This window comes from Micrococcus sp. MS-ASIII-49, assembly GCF_000946635.1.
Classification (GTDB): domain Bacteria; phylum Actinomycetota; class Actinomycetes; order Actinomycetales; family Micrococcaceae; genus Micrococcus; species Micrococcus luteus.
The window spans coordinates 24,593-49,093 of record NZ_JXSP01000084.1 but is presented as its reverse complement, the minus strand read 5'-3'; the positions used below and the strand labels follow the sequence as shown (position 1 = coordinate 49,093).

The following is a 24,501-nucleotide window of genomic DNA, read 5'->3' as shown; positions in this document are numbered from 1 at the left end:
CCCCTCCCACCTCACGGCAGCGCCAGCCGGAACACCTTCTTCCACGCGGAGCCCACCTGCCGCAGCAGCGGGCCGGTCGTGTAGGGCAGGCCGTAGCGGGCGCAGATCTCCCGGACCCTGGGCGCCACCTCGGCGTACCGGCTGGACGGCAGGTCCGGGAACAGGTGGTGCTCCACCTGGTGGGAGAGGTTGCCGGTCATGAAGTGCATCAGCTTCGAACCGGAGATGTTCGCGGAGCCGATCATCTGCCGCACGTACCAGTCGCCGCGGGTCTCGCCGTCCACCATCTCCTCGGAGAACGTCTCCGCACCCTCCGGGAAGTGCCCGCAGAAGATGACCGCGTGCGCCCAGATGTTGCGCAGGCCGTTGGCGAGCAGCGTGCCCACGAGCGCGGCCTTGCCCGAGCCGGTCAGCACCTCGGCGACGGCCGGCGTGGCCACGTAGTCCTTCGCGAACTGCCGTGCGGCCTTGACGCCCACGGAGCGCAGATCCGTCATCAGTTCCTCGCGGGACTTCTCGCCGCTCTGCACGCGGTCCAGCTCGAGGTCGTAGAGCGCGATGCCCCACTCGAAGATCGGCGCCAGCCCCGCATTGATCACGGGGTTGAGCAGGTGGCGGGGCCGCCACGGCTCGGACTCGTCCATGCGCAGGACGTTGTAGCCCACGTCGCGGTCCTTGCCCACCACGTTGGTCCAGCGGTGGTGCAGGTCGTTGTGGGTGTTCTGCCACGCCCGCGACGGCGTCACGAAGTCCCACTCCCACGTGGTGGAGTGGATGTCCGGGTCGCGCATCCAGTCCCACTGGCCGTGGAGCACGTTGTGCCCGATCTCCATGTTCTCCACGATCTTCGCGACCGTGAGCATGGCTGTTCCCGCCACGAACGCGGCGGGGTGGCGTGCGTTGAGCAGGAGGGCGCGGCCGCCGAGCTCGAGCCGGCGCTGCCAGCGGATGACGCGGCGGATGTAGGCCGCGTCGGAGGCGCCGCGGCGGGCGAGCACGTCGTCGCGGATCGCGTCCAGCTCCCGGCCCAGCTCGGCCACCTGCGCGTCCGTCAGGTGGGCGGCGCCGGGCGGGCGCACCGCCGGGCTCCCGACGACGCCCGGCAGCCCCGGCGTCGTGGCGGCGGCACGGGACTCGGCGGTGCGGGGAGCCCAGCTCGTGGTGTCGGGGCGGTCCTGCGGCAGGACCCGGGCGGCGCGGCCGCGCACGGTGGTGCCGGGGATGGCCAGGGCCAGATCGTCCGGGGCGGTGGCGCCGGTGCGGTCGGGGGCGGTGGGGGTCTGGGTCATGTGATGCTCCTGGGGGCGGGAGGCGGGGATGGTCGGGGAGGCCCGGGTCGCGGGCCGGGCGTCAGGTTCACAGGCTGAGGCTCAGCGGGCCGGCGGCGGCGCTCACGCAGGTCTGGACCAGCTCGCCGGGCTCGCCGTGGACCTGCCCGGTCCGCAGGTCCGTGACCCGGCCCGAGCGCAGCGGCGTGAGGCACGCGTGGCAGATGCCCATGCGGCAGCCGGCGGGCGCGGCGACGCCGGCCTCCTCGGCCACCACGAGCAGCGGCACGTCGCCGGGAGCGTCCACCTCCACGTCGGCGTGCTCGAACACCACGCGGCCGCCGGCCCCCGCCACGCCCGGGGCGAAGTCGGCCTGGAACCGCTCGATGGTGAGGTCCGCGGCCGCCTCGCGCCGCCACAGGGCCTCGGCGTCGTCGAGGAACCCGGCCGGCCCGCACGCGTAGCCGGCGCGCTCGCGCCAGTCCGGGCAGAGGCCCTCGAGCTGTGCGGGGGAGGAGAGGTCGAGGCGGCCCGTCTCCGCGGTGTGGTGGTGCACCACGCGCAGGCCCGGGAACTGGTCGGCCAGCTCGGCCAGCTCCTCGCGGAACAGGGCGTCCTCGGGGGTGCGGGAGGAGTGGATGAGCACGACGTCGGCATCCCGGCGCGTCGGCACGAGCGTGCGGATCATGGACATCACCGGGGTCAGGCCCGAGCCGGCGGTGAGCATGAGCAGTGGGCGCGGCTCGTCCGGCAGGGTGAAGTCGCCCTCGGGGATGTCGAGGAAGAGGACGTCGCCGGGCTTCGTGTGGCGCACGAGCGTGCCGGAGACGAGGCCGATGTCGGACACCGTGATCTCGGGGTCGGCGCCCGCGGGAGCGGAGAGCGAGTAGGAGCGCCACTGGCGCACGCCGTCCACGTCCACCCCGATGCGGGCCCACTGGCCGGCGTCGTGGGCCCGCCAGCCCGGGCCCGGGCGGAAGGCGATGGTGGCGGTGCCGGGCGTCTCGCGCGTCACGGAGGTGACCACGCCGCGCAGCTGCCGCGAGGAGTGCACGGGGTCGAGCAGGCTGAGGACGTCCTGCGGGGCGAGCGGGTGCAGGAGCGTCGACGCCAGACGGGAGAACAGAGACGGGCCGACCATGGCTCCAGTCTATGGCTCGGCATGCCGCAGTTCTTCGTCTTCAGCGTACGATCTGGGCCATCACTTCATCGCGAGGAGACAAGATTGAGTGTGACGCAGACCACCCCCGCCCCCGACTGGCGCCCGCCCTGGCAGTCCCTCCCCGACGACCTCGCGGAGCGCCTGGCCCCGGCGATCCCCGGGATCATGGAGCGCATCATCGAGACGGTCCCGGACCAGATCCCCGCCTACGCGGCGGCGCGCGACGGCCACTACGGCAAGAACCTCACCGCCGGCGTGACCACCGCCCTCGAGCAGCTGATGAGCCTGCCCGGCACCACCCGCCCGGCCCTGAACAGCGAGTCCCGCGTCCTCATGGCCCGCCTGGGGGCCGGCGAGTTCCGCGAGGGGCGCTCCATGGACGCCCTGCTCGGCGCGTACCGCACCTCCGCGCGGATCGTGTTCCGCGAGCTCTCCGCCGAGTGCGCGCGCCTGGGCCTGGAGATGTCCGTGGTGATCGAGCTGGGCGAGTCCATCTGGGCGTACATCGACGAGCTCTCCTCCGTCAGCGCCCAGGCGTACGCGGAGGCGCAGTCCGCCCAGGCGGGCGTGCTCGAGCTGCACCGCGCCGCCCTCGCCACCGCCCTGGTCCGGGGCGGGACCGAGGAGAAGGAGGTGCAACGGCTGGCCGCGCTCGCGGACTGGCGGCTGCCGCGCCGGCTGGCGGTGGTGGTGCTGCCCGCGGACGCCGGCGTCGCCGTCCGGGAGAGGCTGGGCCGGGCCGGGCTCGTGGTGGAGCGGGACTCGGAGGTGGTCGCCGTGATCGACGCGACGCCCTCCCAGGGCCGCCGCGAGCGCATGCTGCGCCTGCTGGCGGGGACGGCCGCCGTCGTCGGGCCGGCCGTGGACTGGCCGCTCGTGCCCCACTCCTACCGGGTGGCCCGCACGCTGGCCGTCCAGGAGGCGGCGGGCCGGACGGCGGAGCCCGCGCAGGGGGAGGACGACGACGGCGCCCCGTCCCCGATCCTCGCCGCGGACCACCTGGCGCGCGTGGTGCTGGGGGCCGAGCCGCGCGTCGTGACGCAGCTGGCCGAACGCGTGCTGGCGCCCCTGGACGAGGTGAGCGAGGCGAAGCGGGCGGTGCTGGAGGAGACCCTGCTCGCCTGGCTCACGCACTGGGGCCAGCGGGCGCCGATCGCCGCGGAGCTCGGCGTGCACCCCCAGACCGTGGGGTACCGGGTGGGCCGGCTGCGCGAGCTGTTCGGGGAGGCCCTCGAGGACCCCGACGCGCGGTTCGACCTGGAGATCGTGCTGCGGGCGCGGCGGGACGGGGTCGGGTGAGCGGGGCGGCAGGGGGTGCCGTCTGACGGGGGCCTTCACTAGCGTGGGTGGACCACGCATCCCGACGAGGGACCCCGACGAGAGAAGAGGGACAGTGCCATGACGAACGCCCCGAACCGCGACGAGCTCCCCCTGCCGGACTACGACCACATCCCCAACGGCACGCTGTCGACCCGGATCACCGGCCTCGACGAGTCGCAGGTGGAGCAGCTGCTCGCCTACGAGCGCGCCCACGGCGACCGCCTGCCCGTGGTGCAGGTCCTCGAGACGCGGCTCGAGGCGCTGCGCTCCGGCGCCCAGCCCTCCGGCGATCAGGTGCCGGACACCCCGGAGGTCGGCGGCTCCCGCACCGGCTCGCCCGTGACCCCGGAGACGAGCGGCCCGCCCGTGGAGCCCCTGAGCCGCGGCATCCCGGCCGACCCGCAGCACCCCGGCAACCGCTGAGCCGGCCGGGCGTCGCCTGACAGGGCGGCCCCCCGCGGAACGCGGCCACGACGCCCCGTCTCCTTCCTGTGAGAGGCGACGCGTCGTGGCCGCCTCGCGTTCCGGGCGATCCCGCGGTCCGGCCACGGAGCGCCTGCGAGGGTCCCCGTAGCGTGTTTGTGAGCTGGGTTATATTTCGACACAGCTGCGGCGGGCCTTCGGGCGCTGACGTGCGAGGCTGCCGGATTCCCGGCTGTCCGGCTCCTACTCACGGATGGGTGAAACGGCATGACTGAATTCGAGGACAAGCTTGCGCAAGTGGCTCGGCGAGCCCGCGACTACGCAAGCTCCCTGGACACGGAAGAGGCGACGAAGAACGCGCTCGTCATGCCATTCATCTCGCAGGTGTTGGGCTACGACGTGTTCGATCCCCAGGAGGTCGTCCCGGAGTTCGTCGCAGATCTGGGCCTGAAGAAGGGGGAGAAGATCGACTACGCCATCATGCGGGAGGGGAAGGTCAACATCCTCGTGGAGGCCAAGAAGGTCGGCTCGGAGCTGTCCCTGGCGCACGCGAGCCAGCTGGTGCGCTACTTCCACACCAGTGAAGCGCGGATCGGCGTGCTCACCAACGGGCGGGTGTGGAACTTCTACACGGACCTCGACAAGGCCAACATCCTCGACGAGCGTCCGTTCCTCGTCCTCGATCTTCTGGACATCGACCCGGTCACCGTGCCGAAGCTCGAGCAGCTGGCGAAGGGATCCTTCGATCTCGACTCGGTCATCGCCGCAGCCGAGGAGCTGAAGTACGTATCGGCCATCAAGCGCGAGATTTCTGCCGAGATGGCTGCGCCGAGCGATGAGTTGGTGAAGGTCCTCGCCAAGCGCGTGTACTCCGGGTACATGAACGCCAAGGCGGTGGAGACCTTCACCCGGCTCACCGAGGAGGCTGCGCGCCAGTACATCAACGATCGCGTCAACGCGCGGCTGAAGACTGCCCTGGGCGACCAGGTCGCTCCGGTACTGGCGGCTCCCGCTGAGCCCGTGGCCACCGGCGATCAGACGGTCCTGTCCGACGAGGAGAACGGTCAGGAGGGCCAGCTCAAGCCGGGCGTGGTGACGACCGAAGAGGAGATCGAGGGTTTCCGCATCATCAAGGCGATTCTCGCCGGAATCGTGCCGATGAACCGCGTCTACATGCGCGACGCAGCCTCGTACTGCAGCGTCATCCTGGACGACAACAATCGGAAGCCGATCGCGCGCCTTCACTTCGACGGGAAGGTGAAATATCTGGTGCTGTTCGATGCGGACAAGAACAGGACGCGGGCCGACCTCGAGAACTTGGAGGACATCTACGAATCCGCCGAGGCACTGCGGAGCGTCGTCAGCTCCTACGTCGGGGCCTGAGCGGACTCTGACCCGCCTACTGACCGGATCCGGCCCGCGGGCGGGCAGGACTGTGCCCCGCCGCCGTCGATGCGCCACCCTGGTGCGCACGCCCCGGTGGGACAGACCCGCCGGGCGCCGACCCGAGAGGACGTCATGACCCATCACGAGCGCGACGACCGCCAGGCCCTGGCCGCCGGCGAGACCTACCTGATCCACGTGCTGGAGACCTCCGACCCGCCCGGCAACCCGGACCACTACCGGATCACGGACGCGGTCGAGGCCCACCACGCGTCCACCGGCTCCTACGACGTCGAGGCCGGCGGCCTGGACGCCGCCCGCGAGCTGCTCGCCCGCCACGCCAAGTGAGCGACCGGGGCTGAGACGTCCGGCCGGGCCGCGCCTCACGCGCCCGGCCGGAGCCTCATCCCCAGCACGGTGCGCGCCTCGAGCCCCAGAGCCGCGCGGGCCTCGGGCGCGCCGGTGCGGTCCTCGCCCACCACGGTCATCCCGATCCGCTCGGCCACCCGGCGCGAGGCCGTGTTCTCCGGGTGGATGATCGCCACGAGCTCGTGGTGCCCCAGCACGTCCCGGGCGTGGTCCCGGCAGGCGGCGGCCGCTTCGGTGGCGTAGCCGCGCCCCCACAGGTCGGCCCGCACGTGGTAGCCGACCTCCAGGCGAGGCTCCCCGTTGACCTCCTGCCACGTCAGGCCGCAGTCGCCCACGAAGCCGGGCCCGCCGTCGTCGTGGGTCTCGATGATCCACAGCCCGTGCCCGTCCTGCGCGTACCGGCGCCGGTTGCCCGCGATCCACGCCGCCGCCTCCGCGCGCGTGCGCGGGGCGGGGTAGAAGCGCATCACCACGGGATCGGCGAGGAGGCCGGCCAGGTGGTCGAGGTCGGCGTCGGCCATCTCGCGGAAGCGCAGACGGGCGGTGGGGGCGGGCGGCATGCGCCCAGGCTAGCGGCGGGCGGATGCGCCCCGCCTCTTGTCTGCGCGGGGCCGGGCTGGTCGACTGTGCCCATGCCGCATTCCCTCTCCCTGCGCCCGTTGCGGGTGGATGACGCCGAGGCCATGGCCGCGGTCCTCGCCGACCCGGACCTGTACACGTACACCGGCGGGACGCCGCCGGGCGAGGAGGAGCTGCGGCAGCGGTACGCGATCCTCGCGCGCGGTCGCTCCGAGGACGGCGCGGAGGACTGGGCCAACTGGATCGTGGTGCTGGAGCCGGAGGGCCGGCCGGTCGGCTACGTCCAGGCCACCATCCCCGTGGACGGGGGACCCACGCAGATCGCCTGGCTGATCGGCACGCCGTGGCAGGGCCGCGGGCTGGCGAAGGAGGCCGCCGGCCTCCTCAAGGGCGAGCTGCGGGACCGGGGGGTGCGGCGCCTCGTGGCGGATGTCCACCCCGAGCACACGGCCTCCCAGCGGGTCGCCCAGGCGATCGGCCTGGCGCCGACGGACGAGGTCGTGGACGGGGAGGTCCGCTGGGCCGGGTCCGTGGACGACGGCGGCGGCCCGGTCACCGGCTGAGGCCGCGGCGCCGCTCCGGGTAGGAGCCGCCGAGCTCCACGCCCCGCTCGGCCAGGTAGGCCTCCGGGTCCACCGGCTCGCCGTCCACGCGCAGCTCCAGGTGCAGGTGCACGCCGGTGGCGGCGCCGGTCTGCCCGACGCCGGCCAGGTGGTCCCCGGCGGAGACGCGCTGGCCCGCGTCCACCACGGTGGAGTCCGGGGCGGCGTGCAGGTAGCGCCACACGTGGCCGTCCCCGGCGTCCACGGCGAGCAGGTTGCCGCCCGCGTCCCCGCCGGCCTCCACGAATAGGACTCGGCCGTCGGACACCGAGTGGAAGGGCGTGCCCTCCGGCACCCCGCCGAGGTCCACGCCGTCGTGGCGGGTCAGGGCCTCCTCGGACACCCCCGAGGGCACCACGCCCTCGCCGAACGGGTTGGGGCGGGGCCCGAAGCGGGAGGTCACGCGGCCCTGCACGGGCTCGGCGTACCCCTGCGTGTTCACCGTGGGCGGGGCGGGGGTGAAGCCGCCGTTCCAGCGCCGCCGCTCGGCGCCCGCGCCGGCGTCGTCCCGGCCGGCCGGACCGAACGCGAGGACCAGCGCCAGGACGGTCGCGATCAGGGCCAGCGCCCCCACTGCGGCCAGCACGCCCCCGGCCACACCGCTGCCCGGGGAGCCGGCGCCGGGGGTCGGGGTGGTCATCCCCTCAGTCTGTCATGCAGGGTCGGGACGGCCCCGGCCTTCGCCCACGGCATCCCGGCCCGCCACCAGCTCCCGCCCGCGCTCGTAGTCCTCGTCCGCGTTGTAGGTCAGCACGCCCACCACGCGGTCCTGCGCGTCCATGTACCAGAGAGTGAACCCGCCGGTGCGCTCCACCATGCGGGCCTGCTCGTGGCCGTCGCCCCACGCGGCGTGCTTGAGCGTGTGCTCGCCGATGGTGCTCCAGAACCCGGGCACGGCCTCCCACCGCCGCAGGGACTCCGGGTCCGCCGTCGCCGCGTGGGCCAGCACGGAGGCCTGGCCGGCGCCGCCCGGCACGCCGACCTCGGTGCGGGCCGCGTTGTGCCCGGCGACCTCGCCCATGCCGAGGGCGTCGCCCCAGTGCTCCACGGGGATCGGCCGGCCGGCCACGGCGTGGTGGGCGCGGGCCACGTCCCCGGCCACCCACACGCCCGGCGCCGCCGCCAGGTGCTCGTCCGCCACGATCCGCCCCTCGTGCATGGTCAGCTCGGAGTCCTCGAGCCACCCGCCCCCCGGCTCGACCCCCACCGCGGCGAGGATCAGGTCCGGGGCGAGCGTGGCGCCGTCGTCGAGGTGGACGGTGCGCGGGGCGCGCACCTGCCCCACCCGCACGCCGGTGCGCAGCTCGACGCCGGCGCCGATCAGCCACTGCGCGATCCGATCGCCCGCCTCGCGGCCGAGCCGCTTCTGCTGCGGCACCTCGTCCGGGGTGACCAGCGTGGTGGCCACCCCGCGCAGGGCCAGGGAGGCGGCCGCCTCGCAGCCGATGAACCCCGAGCCGATCACGACGGCGGAGCGCGCGTGCCCGGCGGAGGCCACCAGGCGGCGGGCGTGGTCGAGAGAGCGCAGCAGGTGCACCTCGGCGTCGTCGTCCGCGACGGGCAGGGGCTTCGGGTGCGCGCCGAGGGCGAGGATCAGGCGCTCGAAGCGGACCGGCTCCTCGCCGACCCGCAGCGTCCGGGCACCCAGGTCCGCGTGGGTGACGGTCACGCCCCGGCGCAGCTCGACGGCGTCCGGCAGGTCCTCCAGCACCGTCGGCTCCGGTTCGGCGGTGCCGCGCAGGAGCTCCTTGGACAGCGGCGGACGCTCGTACGGGTGGTCCACGTCCGAGGTGAGCATGAGGACGGGGCCGGGTCCCCCGGCGTCGACGTAGGCGCGGGCGGCGCTGACGCCGGCGGGGCCGCTGCCCACGATCACGAGCGGGAACGGGGTGGAGCTGTGCTGGGCCATGCGGCCAGCATGCGCACCCGTCACGGGCGGAAGCCAGGGCCGACGGACACCCCGGCTCCGGCATACTGCCCGCATGGACCCCTCCCTGGTGTGGCTGCCGGCCGTCGTCGCGCTGGCCGCGATCACCGTGGGCGGCACGCTCCAGCGGGTGAGCGGCATGGGCGTCGGCATGATCGCCGCACCCACGCTGTCCCTGCTCCTGGGCCCGGTGGCGGGGGTGACGCTGTCCAACGTGGCCGCCTCGGTGTCCGCGGTGCTGCTGTTCGCGGTGCTCCACAGGCACGTGGACTGGCCGCGCTTCGTCCGCCTCGCACCCCTGCTCGTGGCCGGCTCGTTCACGGGGGCGTGGGCCGTGCGGGTCCTGGACGCCCACGCCCTCGAGATCCTCCTGGGGTCCTCCGTGCTGGTGGCCGTGGCCGCCGTCCTGGGCCTGCAGCAGCGCTTCACCGCCCAGGGGAACGGGGCCGTGTTCGCCTCCGGCGCCGTGGCCGGGTTCATGAACACCACCGCGGGCATCGCCGGGCCGGCGCTCGCGGTCTACGCGGTGGCGAGCCGGTGGGACCAGCGCTCGTGGGCGGCCACCCTCCAGCCCGTGTTCCTGCTGGCCAATCTCACCTCGCTGGTCACCAAGTCGCTGTTCGGCGCGGCCGTGCCCGCGGGGCTGCACGTGCCGTGGCCGGTGTGGGTCGCCGTGGTGGTGGGCGGCCCGCTGGGTGTCCTGCCCGGTTCGGTGGTGGCCCGCCGGGTGGACCCCGCGAAGGCGCGCGTCCTCGCGATCTGCCTGGCCGGCGTCGGGGGCACGCTGGCGCTGGTGCGCGGTGTGGCCGGCACCCTGGGCTGAGGCGGGGCCGGCGCGCAGGCGTCAGGGCAGGAGGGAGCGCACGGCCGCGGCCAGCGTGTCCCGCACGTCGTCCACCGTCAGGTCCTCCGGGGCCAGGTGCCGCTCGACCGACAGCGTGTGCACGAGCATCAGGAGCATGGCCGCAGTGTGCGTGACCTGCTCGTCCGGGACGTCGGCCAGCACGCGGTGCTCGCGCAGCAGGCCGGCCAGGAAGTCCCGCCGCCGGACGGTCAGCGTCCGGTAGGCTCTCCCCACGGCGGGCTCGCGCAGGCCCACGGCCTGGAACTCGTGGAGGAGCAGGGGCCAGGAGCCCGTGGTCTCGAGCACGACGTCGGCCAGGGCCTCCGCCACGCGGGCCACCAGGTCCTCGCGCGGCAGGTCGGGGTCGTCCAGGGCGTCGGCGACGCCGTCCATGGCTCGGGTGGTCGCCCGCTCGAACTGGACGGTGCAGGCGGCGGCGAAGAGGTCCGGCTTCCCCGCGAAACCGGAATAGACGGCGCCCTTCGTGTAGCCGGCCTCCGCCGCGATGCGGGCGAGGGAGGAGCGCGCGTAACCCTCCCGTCCGAACACCCGAGCCGCGTGGTCGAGGATGGCCGCGCGGACATCCTCGCGGCGGGGTCGGGTCGCCATGTTGCCCTCTCGATGCCGATGGTATTGAATACCGATGGTATTGAATCCGCCTCGACTCGGCAAAGAGGGCCCATGTCTTCCACTCCCACCGACGCCGATCACCATGGCCCCGGGCCCGCCCCCGACCCGGCGCACCTCGACGACCTCCCGCCCGCCACCCTCGTGGCGCGCGGTCTGACCCTGCGCGGCAGTCGCGGGCCGGTGTTCGGCTCCCTCGACCTCGTGCTGCCCCCGCAGACCCACCTGGCCGTGCTCGGAACCCAGGGCTCGGGCCGCTCGGCCCTGCTGCTCGCCCTCACGGGGCGCCTGCAGGGCGTGCGGGGCGAGCTCGTGCTCACCGGCGGCCCCGTGGACGTCGCCCTGGACGGGCCGGAGCGGCCCGCCGCCCGCGCGTACCGGCCCCCGATCGACGCCGCGCGCCACCCGCACGCCCTGCGCGCCCGCACCGCCGTCGCCCACACCACCGACGTGGTGGAGCTCGAGCCGGCGCTGACCGCGGCCGAGGTCGTGGACGAGCGCTGTCTCACCGACGGCGTGCGCCGCCGCGCCGGCCGCGCACGCTTCGCCCTCCTCGCGGACGCGGTGAGGCTGACCGTGGCGCCGGAGGCCGTCGTCCGGGAGCTGTCCGCGCCCGATCGCGCGCTGCTGGCCGCCGTCGTCGCCTGCCTGCGCCCGGCCCGCCTCGTCACCTTCGACGACGTGGACGCCACCCTGACCATCGATGAGCTGGTCGCGCTCCACGCGGCCCTGGACGTCCTCAAGGACCACGGCCACCCGTTCGCGGTGAGCGCCGTGGCCTCCGCGCCCGTGCCGCGCGACGCCGTCGTCCTCACCCTGCCCCCCGTCCGGGAGAACTGATGCTGTTCCGCTACGAGCTGCGACGCTTCCGCCGTGGCCTGCCCCTGCTCGCCCTGCTGTTCATCTTCCTCGTCCCCGCCATCTACGGCGCTCTGTACCTGTCCGCGAACTGGGACCCCTACGGGGCCATGGACCGTCTGCCGGTGGCGATCGTCAACGAGGACGAACCCGTCCAGCGCGGCGACACCACGCTGCGCACCGGCGCGGACATGACCGAACGCCTCAAGGACGACCGCGCCTTCGACTGGCGCGAGACCACGCGCGAGGAGGCCGAGGAGGGACTGCGGGAGGGCCGGTACTACCTCGTCCTGGAGATCCCCGCCGAGCTCAGTCGTGACCTCGTCAGCCCCGAGGGCGGCGGGACACCGCGGCAGGCGCAGATCACCCTGCGCCGAGACGACGCCAACGGCTTCGTGATCGGCTCCGTCACGAACGCGAGCCAGGCCAAGGTCGAGGCCGCCGTGAACCGGTCCGCGATCGAGGCGTACTTCGAGGCCGTCTTCTCCAGCCTCGGCGAGCTGCGGTCGGGCATGGTGGACGCCGCCGACGGCGCCGCGCAGCTGGCCGACGGCACGGCCTCCGCGGAGGACGGCGCGAGCCAGCTGGAGGACGGGATCGTCCAGGCCCACGACGGCTCGGGCAAGCTGGCCGAGGGCGCGGGCCAGCTCGCCACGGGTGCGGGTGACCTCGCGGACGGCGCCGCCCAGGCCGACGACGGCGCCCAGCGACTCGCCGAGGGCGCCGCATCCGCGCAGGACGGGGCCGGCCGCCTGGCCGACGGGCTCGACCAGGCGCGCGAGGGATCCCAGGCCCTCGCCGACGGAGCCGGGCAGCTCGCCGAGAACGCCCCCGCCCTGCGTCAGGGCGCCACGGACCTCTCCGACGGGCTGGCCCAACTGCAGACCGGATCGGCCGAGCTCACCGACGGCGCCACGCAGGTGGCCGACGGCACCCAGCAGCTCTACGACACGGTGATCCCCGGCCTGGACCAGGTGATCGAGCGGCAGGACGCGGTGGCCGCCGACGTCGCCGCGGTGGACGAGGACGTCCAGCGCGTCGCCGAGGTGGCCGGCACGGCCGAGGACGGCGCGGGCGCCCGCATCGCCGACGCGCAGGCCGCCCTGGCCGAGCTCGCCGAAGAGGACCCGACGCTCGCCGAGTCCGAGCAGTACGCCGCGCTCCAGGAGGCGCTCACCGGCGCGGACGAGCGGGTGACCGCCGTCGCCGGCCGCGCCGAGGAGGCCGCCGCGACCTCCGCGGCCGCCAACGAGCGCGTCCAGGGCTTCGTCGAGGACGACGTCGCCGCCTCCGCCAAGGCGGATCTGACGGACCTCAACGACGGCGCCCACGCCGTGGCCGCGGGCGCGGAGAAGCTGCAGGGCGGGATCGGTGAGGCGAAGGACGGGGCCGACTCCCTCGCCGACGGCGCCGGGAAGTTCGCGGACGGCCTCGAGCAGCTGGGCTCCGGCGCGACCGAGCTCGACGGCGGCCTGGCCCAGCTCCAGGACGGCGCCGGGGAGCTGCAGTCCGGCCTCGGCGAGCTGACGGACGGGGCGACCACCCTCGCCGAGGGCAACGCCGCGCTCCACGACGGGGCGCTGACCCTGCAGGACGGTGCGGGCCAGCTGGAGTCCGGCGCCACCGAGCTCGACGACGGCCTGGCCCAGCTCCAGGACGGCGCCGGGGAGCTGCACACCGGCCTCGGCACCCTCGACGACGGCGCCCACGAGCTCGCCTCCGGGCTCTCCGACGGCGTCGACCGCGTCCCCGCCCTGACCGAGGACGAGCGGGACGAGGCCGCCCTGGTGATGTCCCGGCCCGTGGAGGCCGTGATGCAGGTGGACAACTCCGCGGAGGTCTACGGCCGCGGCATGGCGCCGATGTTCTTCTCCATCGCCCTGTGGGTGTTCGGCATCGCCGCGTTCAACATCATGCGGCCCATCAGCGGGCGGCTGCTGGCCGGGCGCCGCAACCCGGTGGCGATCGCGCTGGCCGCGTGGCTGCCCGTGGGCATCGTGGCCGTGGGCGGCGGCCTGCTCATGCTCGCCGCGACGCTGCCGCTGGGCCTGGCCCCCGTCCACCCGGTGCGGGCCGTGGCCCTGACGGTGCTCGTGGCCGTGGTGTTCTCCCTCATCGCGCACCTGGTGCAGACGGCGCTCGGCACCCCCGGTTCGGCGCTGCTGCTGGTCCTGCTGATCCTGCAGCTGGCCTCCACCGGCGGCACCTACCCGGCCGAGGTGCTGCCCGGCTTCTTCCAGGCGCTGCACCCGTTCATGCCGATGAGCTACTCCATCGAGGCGTTCCGCAACGCGATCTCCGGCGGTCCGGACCAGCGCTTCTGGGTGCCGGTGGTCGTGCTGATGGGCATCGGGGCGGCGGCGCTCGCCCTGGACGTGCTCGTGGTGCGGCGCCGGCGTCGGTTCCGCATGAAGGACCTGCACCCCGCGCTGCAGGCCTGAGCGGGGATGACTTCCGCACCCCGCGCCGCCGTCGTCCGTCCGGCCCGCCCCGAGGACGCGCCCGCGATCGCCGCGATCGCCGCGGCCACCTTCCCGGACGCCTCCCCGGCCTCGCTGCCGCGTGCCGCGGTGGAGGCGCACATCGCGTTGCACCTGAGTGAGGCCGCCGTGGCCGCGTGGATCGCGGACCCGGAGCGGATCGTGCTCGTGGGCGCCGCGGCCGACGCCCCGGAGACCCTGCTCGGCTACGCCATGTACGAGACCGCCGCGGCCCCCGAGGCACCCGTCACGGAGCGGCTCGGCGACGTGCCGGCCGGCCACCTCTCGAAGCTGTACGTGCTCGCCGAGGGGCGCGGCACCGGGCTGGCCGAGGCCCTCGTGCACGACGGCGTCGAGCGGCTGCGGCGGCTGGGGTTCCGGCACGTGTGGCTCGGCACGAACGCGCAGAACGCACGGGCCAACCGGTTCTACGAGCGCCTCGGCTTCGAGACGGTCGGGGCGCGGCAGTTCGTGGTCGGCGGGGAGCGGGTCGAGGACGACTGGGTGCGGCTGCTGACGGTGGCGTGAGCCGGTCGCCGCTCAGCAGGCCTCCGGGCCGTCCGGGTCCTCGTCGGGGTCGAACCACGCGGACGGGTGATAGTGCACCGCGGCGAGCCCCTCGTCGTCGGCCAGGTGGGTCTGGGCCCCGGGCACGGAATCCGTGTTCTGCCCGGCCACCGCCTCCCACGCCCCGGTCTCGGTGCGGCGCACCACGAGCAGCAGGACGCCGGTGCGCTCGCCGGCCTCGTCGCCGTCGGGCGCGGTCTGCCCCGTCATGGTCCACGGCGCGTGCACCACTGCCACGTCCCCGAGCTCCCGCACCCGCACGCGCCCGAGCTCGAGCCGCGAGTGCGGGAACATCCAGCGGAAGCCGAGCGCGTGGTTCACCCGGATCTGCCGACGCCGCCTCCACCACACGCCCACCACGTTCACGAAGTCCGCGTCCTCGGCGAACAGCTCGGCGAGCGCGTCGGCGTCGGCGGCGTTCCAGGCGGCCGCGAAGGCTTCGGCCACCGCGGCGGGGCCGGTCGGTCGGGCCGCGACGTCGGCGGTGGGGTCCGCGGGGGACATGGCTGCTCCTGGATCGGGGAAGGGCGGGTTCAGCGGGCGGGTCCGTAGGCCAGCGTCAGCACGACGGCGGCGAACAGCACCGCCATCACGGCCAGGACCGTGAGCACGGCGCGCAGGGCCGCACGCGTGCGCGGGTCGGCCGGGGGCGGTGCATCCGGACGTCGGGTCACGCTCGCCAGTGTGGCACGCGGCACGGCGCGAGGGGCGCGTGCGTCGGCGCGCGTCGAAGGCGCCTCCCAGCCGGGGCTCAGTCGACGCTGAAGCTGCGGATGTGGTTGCTGAACACGAAGCGGTCGAACACGGTCCGCGCCGAGCTCGGGTCGTCCGCGTGACCACTCTGGGCCGTCTACGGCGGATCGAGCCCCGCCGCCGGCCGGCCTCCCATGCCCGGCCGGTTCCCACCTCCGCCCGCCCGCCCGGCAGGGGTGGTCCCGGGCCGGGCGGCCTTGGGATGATGGGTGCCCCCGGAGAAAGGTGCCCGATGCCCCCGCCCGTGCCGCAGCCGACCCGCCGACAGATGCTCCTGGCCGGTTCCGCCCTGCTCGGATCGGGACTGCTGGCCGCCTGCGGGCAGGACGGGGAGGACGCGGCGTCGTCGTCCGTGCCGACCTCGTCCGCGCCCACCTCCGCCGCCCCCGCTGGACCGCCGCCCGCCGGCGAACCGGTGGCCTGGCCGGACGTGGCCCGGGTTCCGCACCTGTTCTTCCACTCCCTCGTGGTGGACCCGGCCCGCGCCTTCGATGGCGACGACAAGGCCGGCGGCTACCTGGACTTCATGGTCACGGTGGACGAGTTCGACGCCGTCATCCGGCAGGTCTACGAGCGCGGCTACGTGCTGGTCTCCCCGCACGAGCTGTACGAGGTGGGGGAGGACGACGTCGTCCGCCCGAAGACCCTCATGGTCCCCGAGGGTCGCACCCCGCTGATCCTCTCCCTGGACGACTGCTCGTACTACCTCTACATGGACGGCGACGGCTTCGCGGACCGCCTGATCGTGGCCGAGGACGGCCGCGTCCGCAACGAGTACACGGACGCCGAGGGCACCACGCACATCGGGGCGTTCGACGTCGTCCCGCGCCTGGACGACTTCCTCGCCGAGCACCCGGACTTCAGCCTCAACGGCGCCCGCGGCGTGCTCGCCATGACCGGCTACGACGGCGTGTTCGGCTACCGCACCTCGGCCCGCGAGTTCGGGGACAGCCCCACGTTCGACGCCGACGTCGCGGCCGCCACCGAGGTTGCCGACGCGCTCAAGGACAGCGGCTGGGAGTTCGCCTCCCACACGTGGGGCCACCGGACGGTGCCGAAGCTGACCATGGAGGAGCTCGAGTTCGACATGAGGCACTGGCACGAGGAGGTCGAGCCGATCCTCGGCCCCACGGACATGCTCATCTACCCGTTCGGCGCGGACGTCACCGGCCCCGGCAAGTACACGGAGGACAACGAGCGGTACCGCTACTTCCGCGAGCTCGGCTACCGCTCCTTCTTCCTCGTGGACGGCACCTCCAAGGCGTGGGGCCAGCTCGAGCCCGGCTACTACCGCGGCTCGCGCATCAACGTGGACGGCATCAGCCTCGCCGCGGCCGTCTCGGGCGAGCGGCCCGTGCTGGAGGAGTTCTTCGACCCCCGGTCCGTCCTGGACCCGGCCCGCCCCGAGTCCATCCGCGGCCCGAAGAAGCCGAGCCCGGCGCCGTCGTCGCCCGCCGCGGCCCCGAGAACCCCGCGACCCTGAGGAGAGCACCATGTCCATCCCCGCCACCGAGGTCGAGGCCCGCTGGAACGCGGCCGCCGAGCCGTTCACCGCCGTCGTCCGGGAGGTGCGGGACTGGGACGCCGCCACCCCGTGTGAGGGCTGGGACGCGCTGGACCTGCTGGACCACGTGATCGCCGGCCAGCGCGACTTCGCCGCCCGCCAGGGCCGGGAGGTGCCCCTCTTCGACGGGTCCCGCCAGCAGCTGGCCACCCAGTGGGCCAAGCACGCCGCCGCCATGTCCGCCCTCGCCGGTGACGAGGAGTTCATCATGCGGCCCATGAAGACCGCGCTCGGGGAGATGCCCGTGGGCGAGGCGTTGATCCGCTTCCACGCGTTCGACGTGATCGTGCACCGTTGGGACCTGGCCCGCTCGCAGGGCGTGGACGCGCGGTTCACGGACGCGGAGATCGACTGCGTGGAGGAGTCGCTGGAACTGTTCGGCGACGCCGCCTACACGCCCGGCATCCTGGGCGAGCCCGTCCCCGTGGCCGACGACGCCGACCGGCAGACCCGCCTGCTCGGTCGCCTGGGCCGTCGGGGCTGAGACCAGGGCAGGACCCGTCCCCGCACCCCAGGAGGCACCGTGAGCGAGTCCACCGGTTTCAGCGCCGCGGAGCAGGCCGCGATCGCCGAGCGCGCGCAGGAGCTGCGCGCCCAGCGCGGCGGCAGGAAGAAGGCCGACGCCCTGCAGGACCTGCTGGTGAAGATCGAGGAGATGCCCGAGCAGGACCGCGCCATGGCGGTGGGGGTGCACCGGATCGTCACGGAGGCGGCCCCGGAGCTCGAACCCCGCACCTGGTACGGCATGCCCGCCTACGCGCGCGGCACGGACGTGCTCGTGTTCCTGCAGGTCAGCAGCAAGTTCGGCGTGCGGTACACAACCCTCGGCTGACGTCCGGCGCAGAGTGGTCACGACACGCCGCGTCGCGCACGCGGAGACGGCGTGTCCTGACCACTCCGCGGGCTTTCCGGCCCCTCCGAGCCCGCCGGCCCCTCCGCGGCCCGGGCTGCCCGTCGCCAGCGCCGCACCGCCCACAGGGTCAGACCGCCCACGGCGAGCCAGCCCACCCCGAGCAGCACGCCGTTCACGACGCCCGGGCGCACCGCGAACGCCCCCATCGCCACGAGGGAGAGCTGCCCGGGGATCACGCCGACCGCGGTGGAGCCGGCGAAGATCCCCAGCGGCACGGCGAGCGCGCCCGCCCCGTAGTTCACGGGCCAGTACGGCAGCCCCGGGGCGACGCGCAGGGCCAGCAGGGCGAGGAACCCGGTGTCCTCGAGCCGCCGCTCCACGGTCTCGGCGTGGCGGCCGAGCCCGCGCAGGACCACCTCGCGTCCGACCGCGCGCGCGATGCCGTACGCCCCGAGCGAGCCCAGCAGGGCTCCGACGACGGACAGCACCGTCCCCTCGATCGCGCCGAAGAGCACACCGGCGGTGACCGCCATGATCGTCACGGGGATGGGGGTGAGCGCCACGGCCGCGTACAGCACGGTGAACGCCAGCCAGCTCCACCAGCCGAAGCCGTCCAGCTGGGCGCGCAGCTCGTCCACGCCGGGCAGGCGCACGGTGAGTGCCAGCCACACGAACGCCGCCACCACGAGGACGAGGGCGGCGGTGCGCAGGATCGACACCCCGCGGTGCCCTGTGCGGGCGGGCAGGGTGGAGGCGGCGCCGGAGTCGCGCGGCGGCACGGCGGTGGAGGGCATCGGCTCAGGCTACCGGCAGCCGCTCCCTCCGCATGTCCTCCCTGGCCTGCGGTCACGCCCTGCTCTGCTTTGCTGGATCACACGCGTGTGACTCATCCACACCTGTGGACAACTCTGTGGAGAACCCTGTGCACGCGGCCCGCCGGGTGTGGACGGAGGGGCTCAGACGGTGGACGCGCCGGGCGCGTCGTCACCCGGACCCGCGTCGCCCGGCCCCGCCGCCGGCTCGTCCTCGAAGGCGGGACCGCCGTCGTCCTCCCAGGCCGCGGCGGCGTCGTCGTCCCTGTCGGTCTCCTGCACCTGGTCGTGCAGCCGCTCCATGCGGGTGTCCAGGTCAGCGGCCACGCGGGCGGCGGCCACGAGCTCGGTCGCGATGTCCGGGGGCACGCCGCCGTCGAACTTGTAGTTGATCTTGTGCTCGAGCGTGGCCCAGAAGTCCATGGCGCTCGTGCGGAACTGCATCTCCACGGTCACCGGGATCGTGCCGGTGGACAGGTGGATCGGCACCTGCACGAGGCAGTGCAGACTGCGGTAGCCGGAGGGCTTGGGCCGGGAGATGTAGTCCTCCACCTCGAGCACCCGGATGTCCGGCTGCTGCGTGAACTGGCGGAACACGCGGTACACGTCCCGGGCGAAGCTGACGATCACGCGCGCCCCGGCGATGTCCGTGACGTTGGTGCGCAGCGCGTCCAGGTCCAGGGACAGCCCGCGGGCGGAGGCCTTGCGCAGGATCGACTCCGGCGACTTCACCCGCGTGACGATGTGCTCGATGGGGTTGTAGTCGTGCAGGTGCGTGAACTCGTCCCGCAGCACCTCGAGCCGCGCCTCCACCTGGAGCAGGGCCGAGCGGTACTCGAGGTCGAAACGCTCCACGTCCTTGCGCAGGCGATCCAGCGCCTCGGACATCGCGGGGGAGAGCTGCGTCAACTCGGACACGGGGGTGCCGCGCAGCGCCTCGACGTCCGCCGAGGGCGTGGGCGCGTCCGGGGAAGGGTCCTGCTCCATGGCCTCAGAGCCTACGGCGGGATCCTGCGAGACGGCTGGCCGTCCACAGGCCCGACGGCGGCCCGTCAGTCCTCGGCGGGGATCAGCACGCGCTCGAAGGCGGCGCGCTCCTCGTCGGAGACGGCCACGGGCCGCCCGACCGCCGGGTCCACCTGCACGAACACGGCGTCGCACAGCACGCAGCGCCGCCCGTCCTGCCACAGCTCGTGGCGCAGCGTGAAGGACGTCCGGCCGATCCGCAGGATCCACACCCGCGCCGTCACCTCGGGCCCGGCGTAGACCACGGGCGCCTCGTACTGGACCTCCATGGACCGCACGACGCGCTGGACGTCCGGGGACGCCGTCGTCGTGGCCCACGCGGCCAGGGCGCGCACGCGCGCCTCCTCGGCGAGGGTGAGCAGGCGGGCGTTGTTGACGTGGCCGTAGCGGTCCTCGTCGGACCAGCGCAGCTGCAGCCCGACCTCGAACGGGGTCGGCGTGCCGGCGTCGGCGGGGGTCTTGGGGGTGGTCGGCTGAGTCACGGGGTGAACACCTTTCCTGGGTTGAGGATGCCGTGCGGGTCGAACACGGCCTTGATGCGCTGCTGGAGGTCGTGCTGGGCGTCGCCGAGCTCGTCCCGCAGGAACGCGCGCTTGAGCAGGCCCACGCCGTGCTCGCCGGTGAGCGTGCCGCCGAGTTCCAGGCCCGCGCGGAACAGCTCGCGGGCGGCCTCCCACACGTCCGCCGGGATCGACGCGGCGTCCTCGGCCGCGCCGCCCACCTGCGCCGCGGCGCCGAACAGCAGGATCGGGTGCAGGTTGCCGTCCCCGGCGTGGGCCGTGGTGGGGATGGCGACGCCGGTGCGTGCCTCGATCTCACGGATCCGCGCGAACATCTCGGCCATGCGGCTGCGCGGGACGGCCACGTCCTCCACGAGCGGGGTGCCGAGGCGCTCGAGCGCGGGGAACGCGGTGCGGCGCAGGGCCATGAGGGCCTCCCCCCCGGCGGGGTCCACGGTCACGGTGACGTCCCCGCCGTGGGCGCGCATGAGGGCGGCCATGGCCTCCCCGTCCGCCTCGGCGCCGGCACCGTCGGCCTGCACCAGCAGGAACGCGCCGGACTCGGGCAGGGCGGCCCCGCGTTCGGGCCCCGCGTGCGCGCGCACCGCGGCGAGCGTCGCCTCGTCCATCAGCTCCATCAGGGCGGGCACGTGACCGGCCCCGGTGATCGCCTCGGCCGCGGCGGCGCCCGCGACGACGTCCGGGAAGAACCCGCCGAGCGTCACCGGCACGCCGCGCACGGCCGGCCGCAGCGCCAGCGTCGCGCCCACGATCACGCCGAGCGTGCCCTCCGAGCCGATCATCAGCGCGACCAGGTCGTAGCCGGTCACCCCCTTGACGGTGCGGTGGCCCAGCCGCAGCAGGGTGCCGTCCGCGAGCACCACGTCCAGGCCCAGCACCGCCTCACGCGTGACGCCGTACTTGGCGCACAGCAGCCCGCCGGCGTTCATCGCGATGTTGCCGCCCACCGTGGAGATGTCCTTCGACGCGGGGTCCGGGGCCCACCACAGCCCGTGCTCGGCGAGCGCGGCGTTCAGCGCCCCGTTGAGGATCCCCGGCTCGACGACGGCCACGCGGTCCGCGGGGGAGACCTCCAGGATCCGGTCCATCGCGGTCATGTCCAGGACGATCTCGCCCGCCCCCGCGACGGCGCCGCCGGCCAGCCCCGTGCCCGCTCCGCGGGTGACCAGCGGGGTGCGGGTCCCGTGCGCGATCCCGCACGCGGCCTGCACGTCCTCCACCGTCCGCGCGCGGACCACGGCCAGCGGCGCGGCCGGGGAGCGATGCCCCGAGCGGTCCGCACGGGCGGCCTCGAGTGCGGCGGCGGAGACGTCCACGCGGCCGGGCAGCTCCGCCTGCAGGCGGGCGACGACGTCGGCGGGCGGGGCGTTCGCGGCAGGCGGGGCGGCGGGGGTCGGGTCGAGGGGTGCGGAGAGGTCCATGTCCACCAGTGTCGCCGATCACACGGGGTGGAACGTGCGTCGGCCGGTCCGATGACGCGTCCGGCCCCGTCCCTAGACTGGCGGCCATGACCTTCCCGGACCCCGCTGCGCCGCGCCCCCGCGTCCACGTGCTCACCCTGCGCCCGGGTGGAGCCCGCGAGGACACCGTCCACCGCGTGGGCGCCGTCCTCGCCGAGGCCTTCGCCACGGACCCGTACACGCTCGGGCTCGTGCCCGAGGACCGGCGCGAGGCCCGCCTCGAGCGCAAGTTCACCGCCGCCGTGCGCCACGGGCTGCGCGCGGGGGCCGACGGCGCCCCGCTCGGCGCCGTGGACGTCGCCGTGGACGCCGACGACGGCACGCTGCTCGGCGCCGCCGTGTGGACCTCCCCCGCCACACCCCGCGGGGTCGACGTGCCGGGCCTGGTGGCGGGGCTGCCCGCCGCCGTCGCCGTCCACGGCCGCCACACCCTCGCCCTGAAGCGCATCCAGGCCGCCTGCGAGCGGGCCCGCCCGGCGGGCCGGCACTGGTACCTCGAGGAGGTCGGCACCGTCCCGTCCGCCCGTGGACGCGGGGCGGCGAGCGCCCTGGTGCGCCACGGCCAGCGCCGCGCGGCGGGCCTGCCCGTACACCTGGAGGCGTCCGTGCCCGCAACCGTCCCGTTCTATGAGAGGCTCGGCTTCCGTGCCACCGGCCACGTGCCCGTGCCCGGGGGCGAGCCCCTGACCTGTCTGCGCTGGGAGGCCTGAGATGAGACACCCGATCCCCGACTACCTGGCGAACCTGATCACCGAGCTCGGCGCCGTGAACCCGGGCGAGACGGCCCAGTACATCCCCGTGCTCGCGGAGGCGGACCCGGACCGCTTCGGCATCGCGCTCGCCACCCCCACCGGGCGGCTGCACTGTGCGGGGGACGCGGACGTGGAGTTCACCATCCAGTCCGTGTCCAAGCCGTTCACGTACGCGGCCGCGCTCGTGGACCGGGGCTTCGCCGCCGTGGACCGGCAGGTGGGGCTGAACCCCTCGGGGGAGGCCTTCAACGAGCTCTCCCTCGAGGTGGAGTCGCACCGCCCGGACAACGCCATGATCAACGCCGGCGCGCTCGCGGTGCACCAGCTGCTGGTGGGGCCGGAGGCGAGCCGGAAGGAGCGGCTGGACCGGGCCGTGGAGATCATGTCCGTGCTCGCCGGGCGTCGGCTCTCGGTGGACCGGGAGACGTACGAGTCCGAGATGGCGGTCTCGGACCGCAACCTCTCCCTGGGACACATGCTCCGCAGCTACGGGGTGCTGCAGGACTCCGCCGAGGAGATCGTGGCCGGGTACGTAGCGCAGTGCGCCGTGCTCGTCACCGCCAAGGACCTCGCCGTGATGGGCGCGTGCCTGGCCACCGGGGGCATCCACCCGATGACGGGTGAGCGCGTGCTGCCGTCCATCGTGGCGCGGCGCGTCGTGTCCGTGATGACCTCCTCCGGCATGTACGACGCCGCCGGCCAGTGGCTCGCCGACGTCGGGATCCCGGCCAAGTCCGGCGTGGCGGGCGGCGTGCTCGGCGCGCTGCCGGGCCGCGTGGGGATCGGCGTGTTCTCCCCGCGCCTGGACGAGGTGGGCAACTCGGCGCGCGGCGTGCTGGCGTGCCGCCGCCTCTCCGAGGACTTCCGGCTGCACCTCATGGACGGCGACAGCCTGGGCGGCACCGCCGTGCGCTTCGTGGAGCGGGAGGGTGACCGCGTGTTCCTGCACCTGCAGGGCGTGATCCGGTTCGGCGGTGCGGAGGCGGTGCTGGACGCGCTCACGGACCTGCACACCGGTGCGGAGAAGCCCGGCACCGGGTGGGACGCCGCCGTCTACCCGCGGTGGCAGGAGGCCGCGGCGGACAGCGCGGCGCTCTCGGCCGCGACCGGCGGCGGGGCGGTGTACGAGGCCGCCGCCGTGGCCGCCCGAGACGAGGACGACGGGCCCATCCGCACCGTGGTGCTCAACCTCGCGCGGGTGGACCGGATCGAGGATGTCGGCCGGCGGCTGATCGCCGAGGGCGTGCGTCGGCTGCAGGCCGACGGCGTGCGCGTGGAGGTCGAGGACCCGGAGCGCATCCTGCCGCTGGAGGAGCCCGCCGTCCCCTGAGGCGGCGGCGCGGGCGGGAGGGGACGCGGCGGTGTTCTCCGTCTCGCTCCCTTTCGTTCATCTGCTGTTCATGTGAGAATGGGCGGTCTGATCCCTTGACCCCCGTTCGAGGACGACCCCCATGCCCCTTTCCACCCTCCGCGTCAGCCTGCCCTCCGTCCGCCGCACCCGTCCCGCCCCGCAGGGGGTCCGGGGGCGGATCGCGCACGCCGTCGTGTCCCGGCTGCGCCCGCGCCCCGTGCCGCCGGTGGACCGTCGGACCCGCCTGGCGTGGCAGGTCTCGGGGGCTCTGCCGCTGATCGGGTGCCTGACCTCGTTCCCCATCGGGATGTCCAAGGACTCCATGGTGATCCCGGGCGTCGGCTATCAGGGCGGTTTCCCCGCGGGCTGGTCGCACGCCCTCAACCAGCCGGCGTACTTCACGTGGCTGTCCAACGCGCTGGTCGCGGGCACGTCGCTGACGCTGGCCGCGCGTCGTGAGGCGCCCACGTCGGACGCGTTCTGGGCCGTGCGCACCGCCGGCCTCGGCTCGGTGATGGTCACGGGGATCGTCTACAACGCGGTGCTGCGCGGCCGCGAACAGGACACCGTCCTCTACCGGTTCAACGACGCGCTGCAGCACATCGTCAACCCCGTGCTCGCCCCGGCGGTGTGGGCGCTGTTCGACCCGCGCGGGCAGATCACGCCGCGGCGCGCCGGGCTGGCCTCGGTCATCCCGCTGATGTGGGCGGCGGTGACCATGGCGCGCGGACCCCGCATCGACTGGTACCCGTACCCGTTCCTCGACGTGCCGCGGCTCGGCCGCCGCAGCGTGGGCGTCGTGCTCGCCGGGATCCTGGCCGGCTTCACCGGGCTCATGGGCGTGCTCGGCACCGTGGACCGCCGCCTCGGCCTGGCCTGAGCAGGGGCCGTCCCCGGCGCTTTCGAACGTGAGAGAGGGCCTATCTCACGTTCGAAAGCCCCCATTCGCCCCCTTTCACGTTCGAAAGCGCGGGTGGGGAGGGCCGGCGACGACGGCGGC

Annotated in this window: 27 protein-coding genes; 15 read left to right on the top strand and 12 right to left on the bottom strand. The window is 74.4% G+C overall.

The genetic code is table 11. The features are described from left to right. Positions 1 to 11: 11 nt before the first annotated feature. Both SJ20_RS06425 and SJ20_RS06420 read right to left on the bottom strand, forming a co-directional pair. A complete protein-coding gene (locus SJ20_RS06425) occupies positions 12 to 1,289 on the bottom strand; it encodes an acyl-CoA desaturase (protein WP_044659333.1) in 1,278 nt (425 codons plus the stop codon). Between the two features lie 67 nt (positions 1,290 to 1,356). Further along, positions 1,357 to 2,409, bottom strand: coding sequence for a ferredoxin reductase (locus tag SJ20_RS06420; protein ID WP_044659332.1), 1,053 nt, complete (start codon positions 2,407 to 2,409; stop codon positions 1,357 to 1,359). Positions 2,410 to 2,499: 90 nt separating this feature from the next. On the opposite strand from SJ20_RS06420, the gene SJ20_RS06415 reads away from it, so the two are divergent. The 4 genes from SJ20_RS06415 (at position 2,500) to SJ20_RS06400 (ending at position 5,904) form a co-directional block, all read left to right on the top strand. Continuing rightward, positions 2,500 to 3,729 (top strand): CdaR family transcriptional regulator, encoded by a 1,230-nt coding sequence (locus tag SJ20_RS06415; protein ID WP_020624876.1) that lies wholly within the window; start codon positions 2,500 to 2,502, stop codon positions 3,727 to 3,729. Positions 3,730 to 3,828: 99 nt separating this feature from the next. Beyond that, positions 3,829 to 4,173, top strand: a complete 345-nt coding sequence (locus SJ20_RS06410; protein ID WP_041104120.1) for a hypothetical protein — start codon at positions 3,829 to 3,831, stop codon at positions 4,171 to 4,173. A gap of 267 nt (positions 4,174 to 4,440) precedes the next feature. Next, positions 4,441 to 5,556, top strand: a complete 1,116-nt coding sequence (locus SJ20_RS06405) for a type I restriction endonuclease (protein WP_036314529.1) — start codon at positions 4,441 to 4,443, stop codon at positions 5,554 to 5,556. A gap of 135 nt (positions 5,557 to 5,691) precedes the next feature. Continuing rightward, positions 5,692 to 5,904: a hypothetical protein gene (locus tag SJ20_RS06400; RefSeq protein WP_010079881.1), complete on the top strand. Its 213-nt coding sequence runs from the start codon at positions 5,692 to 5,694 to the stop codon at positions 5,902 to 5,904. Between the two features lie 35 nt (positions 5,905 to 5,939). Here the strand turns inward: SJ20_RS06400 and SJ20_RS06395 are convergent, their stop codons facing one another. Further along, on the bottom strand, positions 5,940 to 6,485 hold the full coding sequence (locus SJ20_RS06395) for a GNAT family N-acetyltransferase (protein WP_020624710.1): 546 nt from the start codon (positions 6,483 to 6,485) through the stop codon (positions 5,940 to 5,942). A gap of 72 nt (positions 6,486 to 6,557) precedes the next feature. Between SJ20_RS06395 and SJ20_RS06390 the strand changes: the two genes are divergently transcribed. Beyond that, positions 6,558 to 7,067, top strand: a complete 510-nt coding sequence (locus SJ20_RS06390) for a GNAT family N-acetyltransferase (protein ID WP_044659331.1) — start codon at positions 6,558 to 6,560, stop codon at positions 7,065 to 7,067. Here SJ20_RS06390 and SJ20_RS06385 read toward each other — a convergent pair. Continuing rightward, positions 7,057 to 7,746: a M23 family metallopeptidase gene (locus SJ20_RS06385; RefSeq protein WP_020624712.1), complete on the bottom strand. Its 690-nt coding sequence runs from the start codon at positions 7,744 to 7,746 to the stop codon at positions 7,057 to 7,059. The genes SJ20_RS06390 and SJ20_RS06385 overlap by 11 nt on opposite strands. A 12-nt stretch (positions 7,747 to 7,758) precedes the next feature. Beyond that, a complete protein-coding gene (locus SJ20_RS06380) occupies positions 7,759 to 9,015 on the bottom strand; it encodes an NAD(P)/FAD-dependent oxidoreductase (protein WP_041104118.1) in 1,257 nt (418 codons plus the stop codon). A gap of 73 nt (positions 9,016 to 9,088) precedes the next feature. On the opposite strand from SJ20_RS06380, the gene SJ20_RS06375 reads away from it, so the two are divergent. Continuing rightward, entirely contained in the window at positions 9,089 to 9,856 is a 768-nt protein-coding gene (locus SJ20_RS06375) for a sulfite exporter TauE/SafE family protein (protein WP_044659330.1), read from the top strand. A gap of 21 nt (positions 9,857 to 9,877) precedes the next feature. Here the strand turns inward: SJ20_RS06375 and SJ20_RS06370 are convergent, their stop codons facing one another. Then, positions 9,878 to 10,486, bottom strand: coding sequence for a TetR/AcrR family transcriptional regulator (locus tag SJ20_RS06370; protein WP_020624715.1), 609 nt, complete (start codon positions 10,484 to 10,486; stop codon positions 9,878 to 9,880). Positions 10,487 to 10,558: 72 nt separating this feature from the next. Here SJ20_RS06370 and SJ20_RS06365 point away from each other — a divergent pair, with 72 nt between their 5' ends. The 3 genes from SJ20_RS06365 to SJ20_RS06355 are packed head-to-tail and all read left to right on the top strand — an operon-like array spanning position 10,559 to position 14,370. Beyond that, positions 10,559 to 11,344, top strand: coding sequence for an ATP-binding cassette domain-containing protein (locus tag SJ20_RS06365; protein WP_041104115.1), 786 nt, complete (start codon positions 10,559 to 10,561; stop codon positions 11,342 to 11,344). Further along, on the top strand, positions 11,344 to 13,803 hold the full coding sequence (locus SJ20_RS06360) for a YhgE/Pip family protein (protein ID WP_044659329.1): 2,460 nt from the start codon (positions 11,344 to 11,346) through the stop codon (positions 13,801 to 13,803). Before SJ20_RS06365 ends, SJ20_RS06360 begins: the two co-directional genes overlap by 1 nt. A 6-nt stretch (positions 13,804 to 13,809) precedes the next feature. After that, on the top strand, positions 13,810 to 14,370 hold the full coding sequence (locus tag SJ20_RS06355; protein ID WP_020624718.1) for a GNAT family N-acetyltransferase: 561 nt from the start codon (positions 13,810 to 13,812) through the stop codon (positions 14,368 to 14,370). 12 nt (positions 14,371 to 14,382) lie between these two features. Here the strand turns inward: SJ20_RS06355 and SJ20_RS06350 are convergent, their stop codons facing one another. Both SJ20_RS06350 and SJ20_RS11995 read right to left on the bottom strand, forming a co-directional pair. Continuing rightward, positions 14,383 to 14,913 (bottom strand): SgcJ/EcaC family oxidoreductase, encoded by a 531-nt coding sequence (locus tag SJ20_RS06350; RefSeq protein WP_020624719.1) that lies wholly within the window; start codon positions 14,911 to 14,913, stop codon positions 14,383 to 14,385. Positions 14,914 to 14,942: 29 nt separating this feature from the next. Further along, entirely contained in the window at positions 14,943 to 15,083 is a 141-nt protein-coding gene (locus SJ20_RS11995; protein WP_017488522.1) for a hypothetical protein, read from the bottom strand. Between the two features lie 311 nt (positions 15,084 to 15,394). Between SJ20_RS11995 and SJ20_RS06345 the strand changes: the two genes are divergently transcribed. The 3 genes from SJ20_RS06345 to SJ20_RS06335 are packed head-to-tail and all read left to right on the top strand — an operon-like array spanning position 15,395 to position 17,558. Then, positions 15,395 to 16,645, top strand: coding sequence for a polysaccharide deacetylase family protein (locus tag SJ20_RS06345; RefSeq protein ID WP_044659328.1), 1,251 nt, complete (start codon positions 15,395 to 15,397; stop codon positions 16,643 to 16,645). Between the two features lie 10 nt (positions 16,646 to 16,655). Beyond that, positions 16,656 to 17,210 carry a TIGR03086 family metal-binding protein gene (locus SJ20_RS06340; RefSeq protein WP_036339014.1) on the top strand — a complete coding sequence of 185 codons (555 nt, stop codon included), beginning with the start codon at positions 16,656 to 16,658 and terminating at the stop codon, positions 17,208 to 17,210. Positions 17,211 to 17,249: 39 nt separating this feature from the next. Next, positions 17,250 to 17,558 carry a hypothetical protein gene (locus SJ20_RS06335; protein ID WP_036314546.1) on the top strand — a complete coding sequence of 103 codons (309 nt, stop codon included), beginning with the start codon at positions 17,250 to 17,252 and terminating at the stop codon, positions 17,556 to 17,558. Between the two features lie 17 nt (positions 17,559 to 17,575). Here SJ20_RS06335 and SJ20_RS06330 read toward each other — a convergent pair whose 3' ends face one another. From SJ20_RS06330 to SJ20_RS06315, 4 genes are all read right to left on the bottom strand, one after another. Beyond that, positions 17,576 to 18,373 (bottom strand): TVP38/TMEM64 family protein, encoded by a 798-nt coding sequence (locus SJ20_RS06330; protein WP_020624722.1) that lies wholly within the window; start codon positions 18,371 to 18,373, stop codon positions 17,576 to 17,578. A 162-nt stretch (positions 18,374 to 18,535) separates the two neighbouring features. Next, positions 18,536 to 19,378 (bottom strand): GTP pyrophosphokinase family protein, encoded by an 843-nt coding sequence (locus SJ20_RS06325; protein WP_044659327.1) that lies wholly within the window; start codon positions 19,376 to 19,378, stop codon positions 18,536 to 18,538. Between the two features lie 65 nt (positions 19,379 to 19,443). Beyond that, positions 19,444 to 19,899, bottom strand: coding sequence for a thioesterase family protein (locus tag SJ20_RS06320; RefSeq protein ID WP_044659326.1), 456 nt, complete (start codon positions 19,897 to 19,899; stop codon positions 19,444 to 19,446). Further along, positions 19,896 to 21,359 carry an FAD-binding oxidoreductase gene (locus SJ20_RS06315; protein WP_254629292.1) on the bottom strand — a complete coding sequence of 488 codons (1,464 nt, stop codon included), beginning with the start codon at positions 21,357 to 21,359 and terminating at the stop codon, positions 19,896 to 19,898. The genes SJ20_RS06320 and SJ20_RS06315 overlap by 4 nt, the downstream gene beginning before the upstream one ends. A gap of 86 nt (positions 21,360 to 21,445) precedes the next feature. On the opposite strand from SJ20_RS06315, the gene SJ20_RS06310 reads away from it, so the two are divergent. The 3 genes from SJ20_RS06310 to SJ20_RS06300 all read left to right on the top strand — a co-directional run bounded on the left by SJ20_RS06310 (position 21,446) and on the right by SJ20_RS06300 (position 24,381). After that, a complete protein-coding gene (locus SJ20_RS06310) occupies positions 21,446 to 22,108 on the top strand; it encodes a GNAT family N-acetyltransferase (RefSeq protein ID WP_044659325.1) in 663 nt (220 codons plus the stop codon). Position 22,109: 1 nt separating this feature from the next. Further along, on the top strand, positions 22,110 to 23,480 hold the full coding sequence (gene glsA / locus SJ20_RS06305) for a glutaminase A (RefSeq protein ID WP_044659324.1): 1,371 nt from the start codon (positions 22,110 to 22,112) through the stop codon (positions 23,478 to 23,480). A 121-nt stretch (positions 23,481 to 23,601) separates the two neighbouring features. Continuing rightward, positions 23,602 to 24,381: a Pr6Pr family membrane protein gene (locus SJ20_RS06300; RefSeq protein ID WP_044659323.1), complete on the top strand. Its 780-nt coding sequence runs from the start codon at positions 23,602 to 23,604 to the stop codon at positions 24,379 to 24,381. The last annotated feature ends 120 nt before the right edge of the window (positions 24,382 to 24,501 follow it).

Bases quoted from the DNA above. Each gene is read 5' to 3' on its own strand.
- SJ20_RS06425 (WP_044659333.1), bottom strand. From the start codon at position 1,289: ATGACCCAGACCCCCACCGCCCCCGACCGCACCGGCGCCACCGCCCCG.
- SJ20_RS06420 (WP_044659332.1), bottom strand. From the start codon at position 2,409: ATGGTCGGCCCGTCTCTGTTCTCCCGTCTGGCGTCGACGCTCCTGCAC.
- SJ20_RS06410 (WP_041104120.1), top strand. From the start codon at position 3,829: ATGACGAACGCCCCGAACCGCGACGAGCTCCCCCTGCCGGACTACGAC.
- SJ20_RS06405 (WP_036314529.1), top strand. From the start codon at position 4,441: ATGACTGAATTCGAGGACAAGCTTGCGCAAGTGGCTCGGCGAGCCCGC.
- SJ20_RS06400 (WP_010079881.1), top strand. From the start codon at position 5,692: ATGACCCATCACGAGCGCGACGACCGCCAGGCCCTGGCCGCCGGCGAG.
- SJ20_RS06395 (WP_020624710.1), bottom strand. From the start codon at position 6,485: ATGCCGCCCGCCCCCACCGCCCGTCTGCGCTTCCGCGAGATGGCCGAC.
- SJ20_RS06390 (WP_044659331.1), top strand. From the start codon at position 6,558: ATGCCGCATTCCCTCTCCCTGCGCCCGTTGCGGGTGGATGACGCCGAG.
- SJ20_RS06385 (WP_020624712.1), bottom strand. From the start codon at position 7,746: ATGACCACCCCGACCCCCGGCGCCGGCTCCCCGGGCAGCGGTGTGGCC.
- SJ20_RS06380 (WP_041104118.1), bottom strand. From the start codon at position 9,015: ATGGCCCAGCACAGCTCCACCCCGTTCCCGCTCGTGATCGTGGGCAGC.
- SJ20_RS06375 (WP_044659330.1), top strand. From the start codon at position 9,089: ATGGACCCCTCCCTGGTGTGGCTGCCGGCCGTCGTCGCGCTGGCCGCG.
- SJ20_RS06370 (WP_020624715.1), bottom strand. From the start codon at position 10,486: ATGGCGACCCGACCCCGCCGCGAGGATGTCCGCGCGGCCATCCTCGAC.
- SJ20_RS06365 (WP_041104115.1), top strand. From the start codon at position 10,559: ATGTCTTCCACTCCCACCGACGCCGATCACCATGGCCCCGGGCCCGCC.
- SJ20_RS06360 (WP_044659329.1), top strand. From the start codon at position 11,344: ATGCTGTTCCGCTACGAGCTGCGACGCTTCCGCCGTGGCCTGCCCCTG.
- SJ20_RS06355 (WP_020624718.1), top strand. From the start codon at position 13,810: ATGACTTCCGCACCCCGCGCCGCCGTCGTCCGTCCGGCCCGCCCCGAG.
- SJ20_RS06350 (WP_020624719.1), bottom strand. From the start codon at position 14,913: ATGTCCCCCGCGGACCCCACCGCCGACGTCGCGGCCCGACCGACCGGC.
- SJ20_RS06345 (WP_044659328.1), top strand. From the start codon at position 15,395: ATGCCCCCGCCCGTGCCGCAGCCGACCCGCCGACAGATGCTCCTGGCC.
- SJ20_RS06340 (WP_036339014.1), top strand. From the start codon at position 16,656: ATGTCCATCCCCGCCACCGAGGTCGAGGCCCGCTGGAACGCGGCCGCC.
- SJ20_RS06330 (WP_020624722.1), bottom strand. From the start codon at position 18,373: ATGCCCTCCACCGCCGTGCCGCCGCGCGACTCCGGCGCCGCCTCCACC.
- SJ20_RS06325 (WP_044659327.1), bottom strand. From the start codon at position 19,378: ATGGAGCAGGACCCTTCCCCGGACGCGCCCACGCCCTCGGCGGACGTC.
- SJ20_RS06315 (WP_254629292.1), bottom strand. From the start codon at position 21,359: ATGGACCTCTCCGCACCCCTCGACCCGACCCCCGCCGCCCCGCCTGCC.
- SJ20_RS06310 (WP_044659325.1), top strand. From the start codon at position 21,446: ATGACCTTCCCGGACCCCGCTGCGCCGCGCCCCCGCGTCCACGTGCTC.
- glsA (WP_044659324.1), top strand. From the start codon at position 22,110: ATGAGACACCCGATCCCCGACTACCTGGCGAACCTGATCACCGAGCTC.
- SJ20_RS06300 (WP_044659323.1), top strand. From the start codon at position 23,602: ATGCCCCTTTCCACCCTCCGCGTCAGCCTGCCCTCCGTCCGCCGCACC.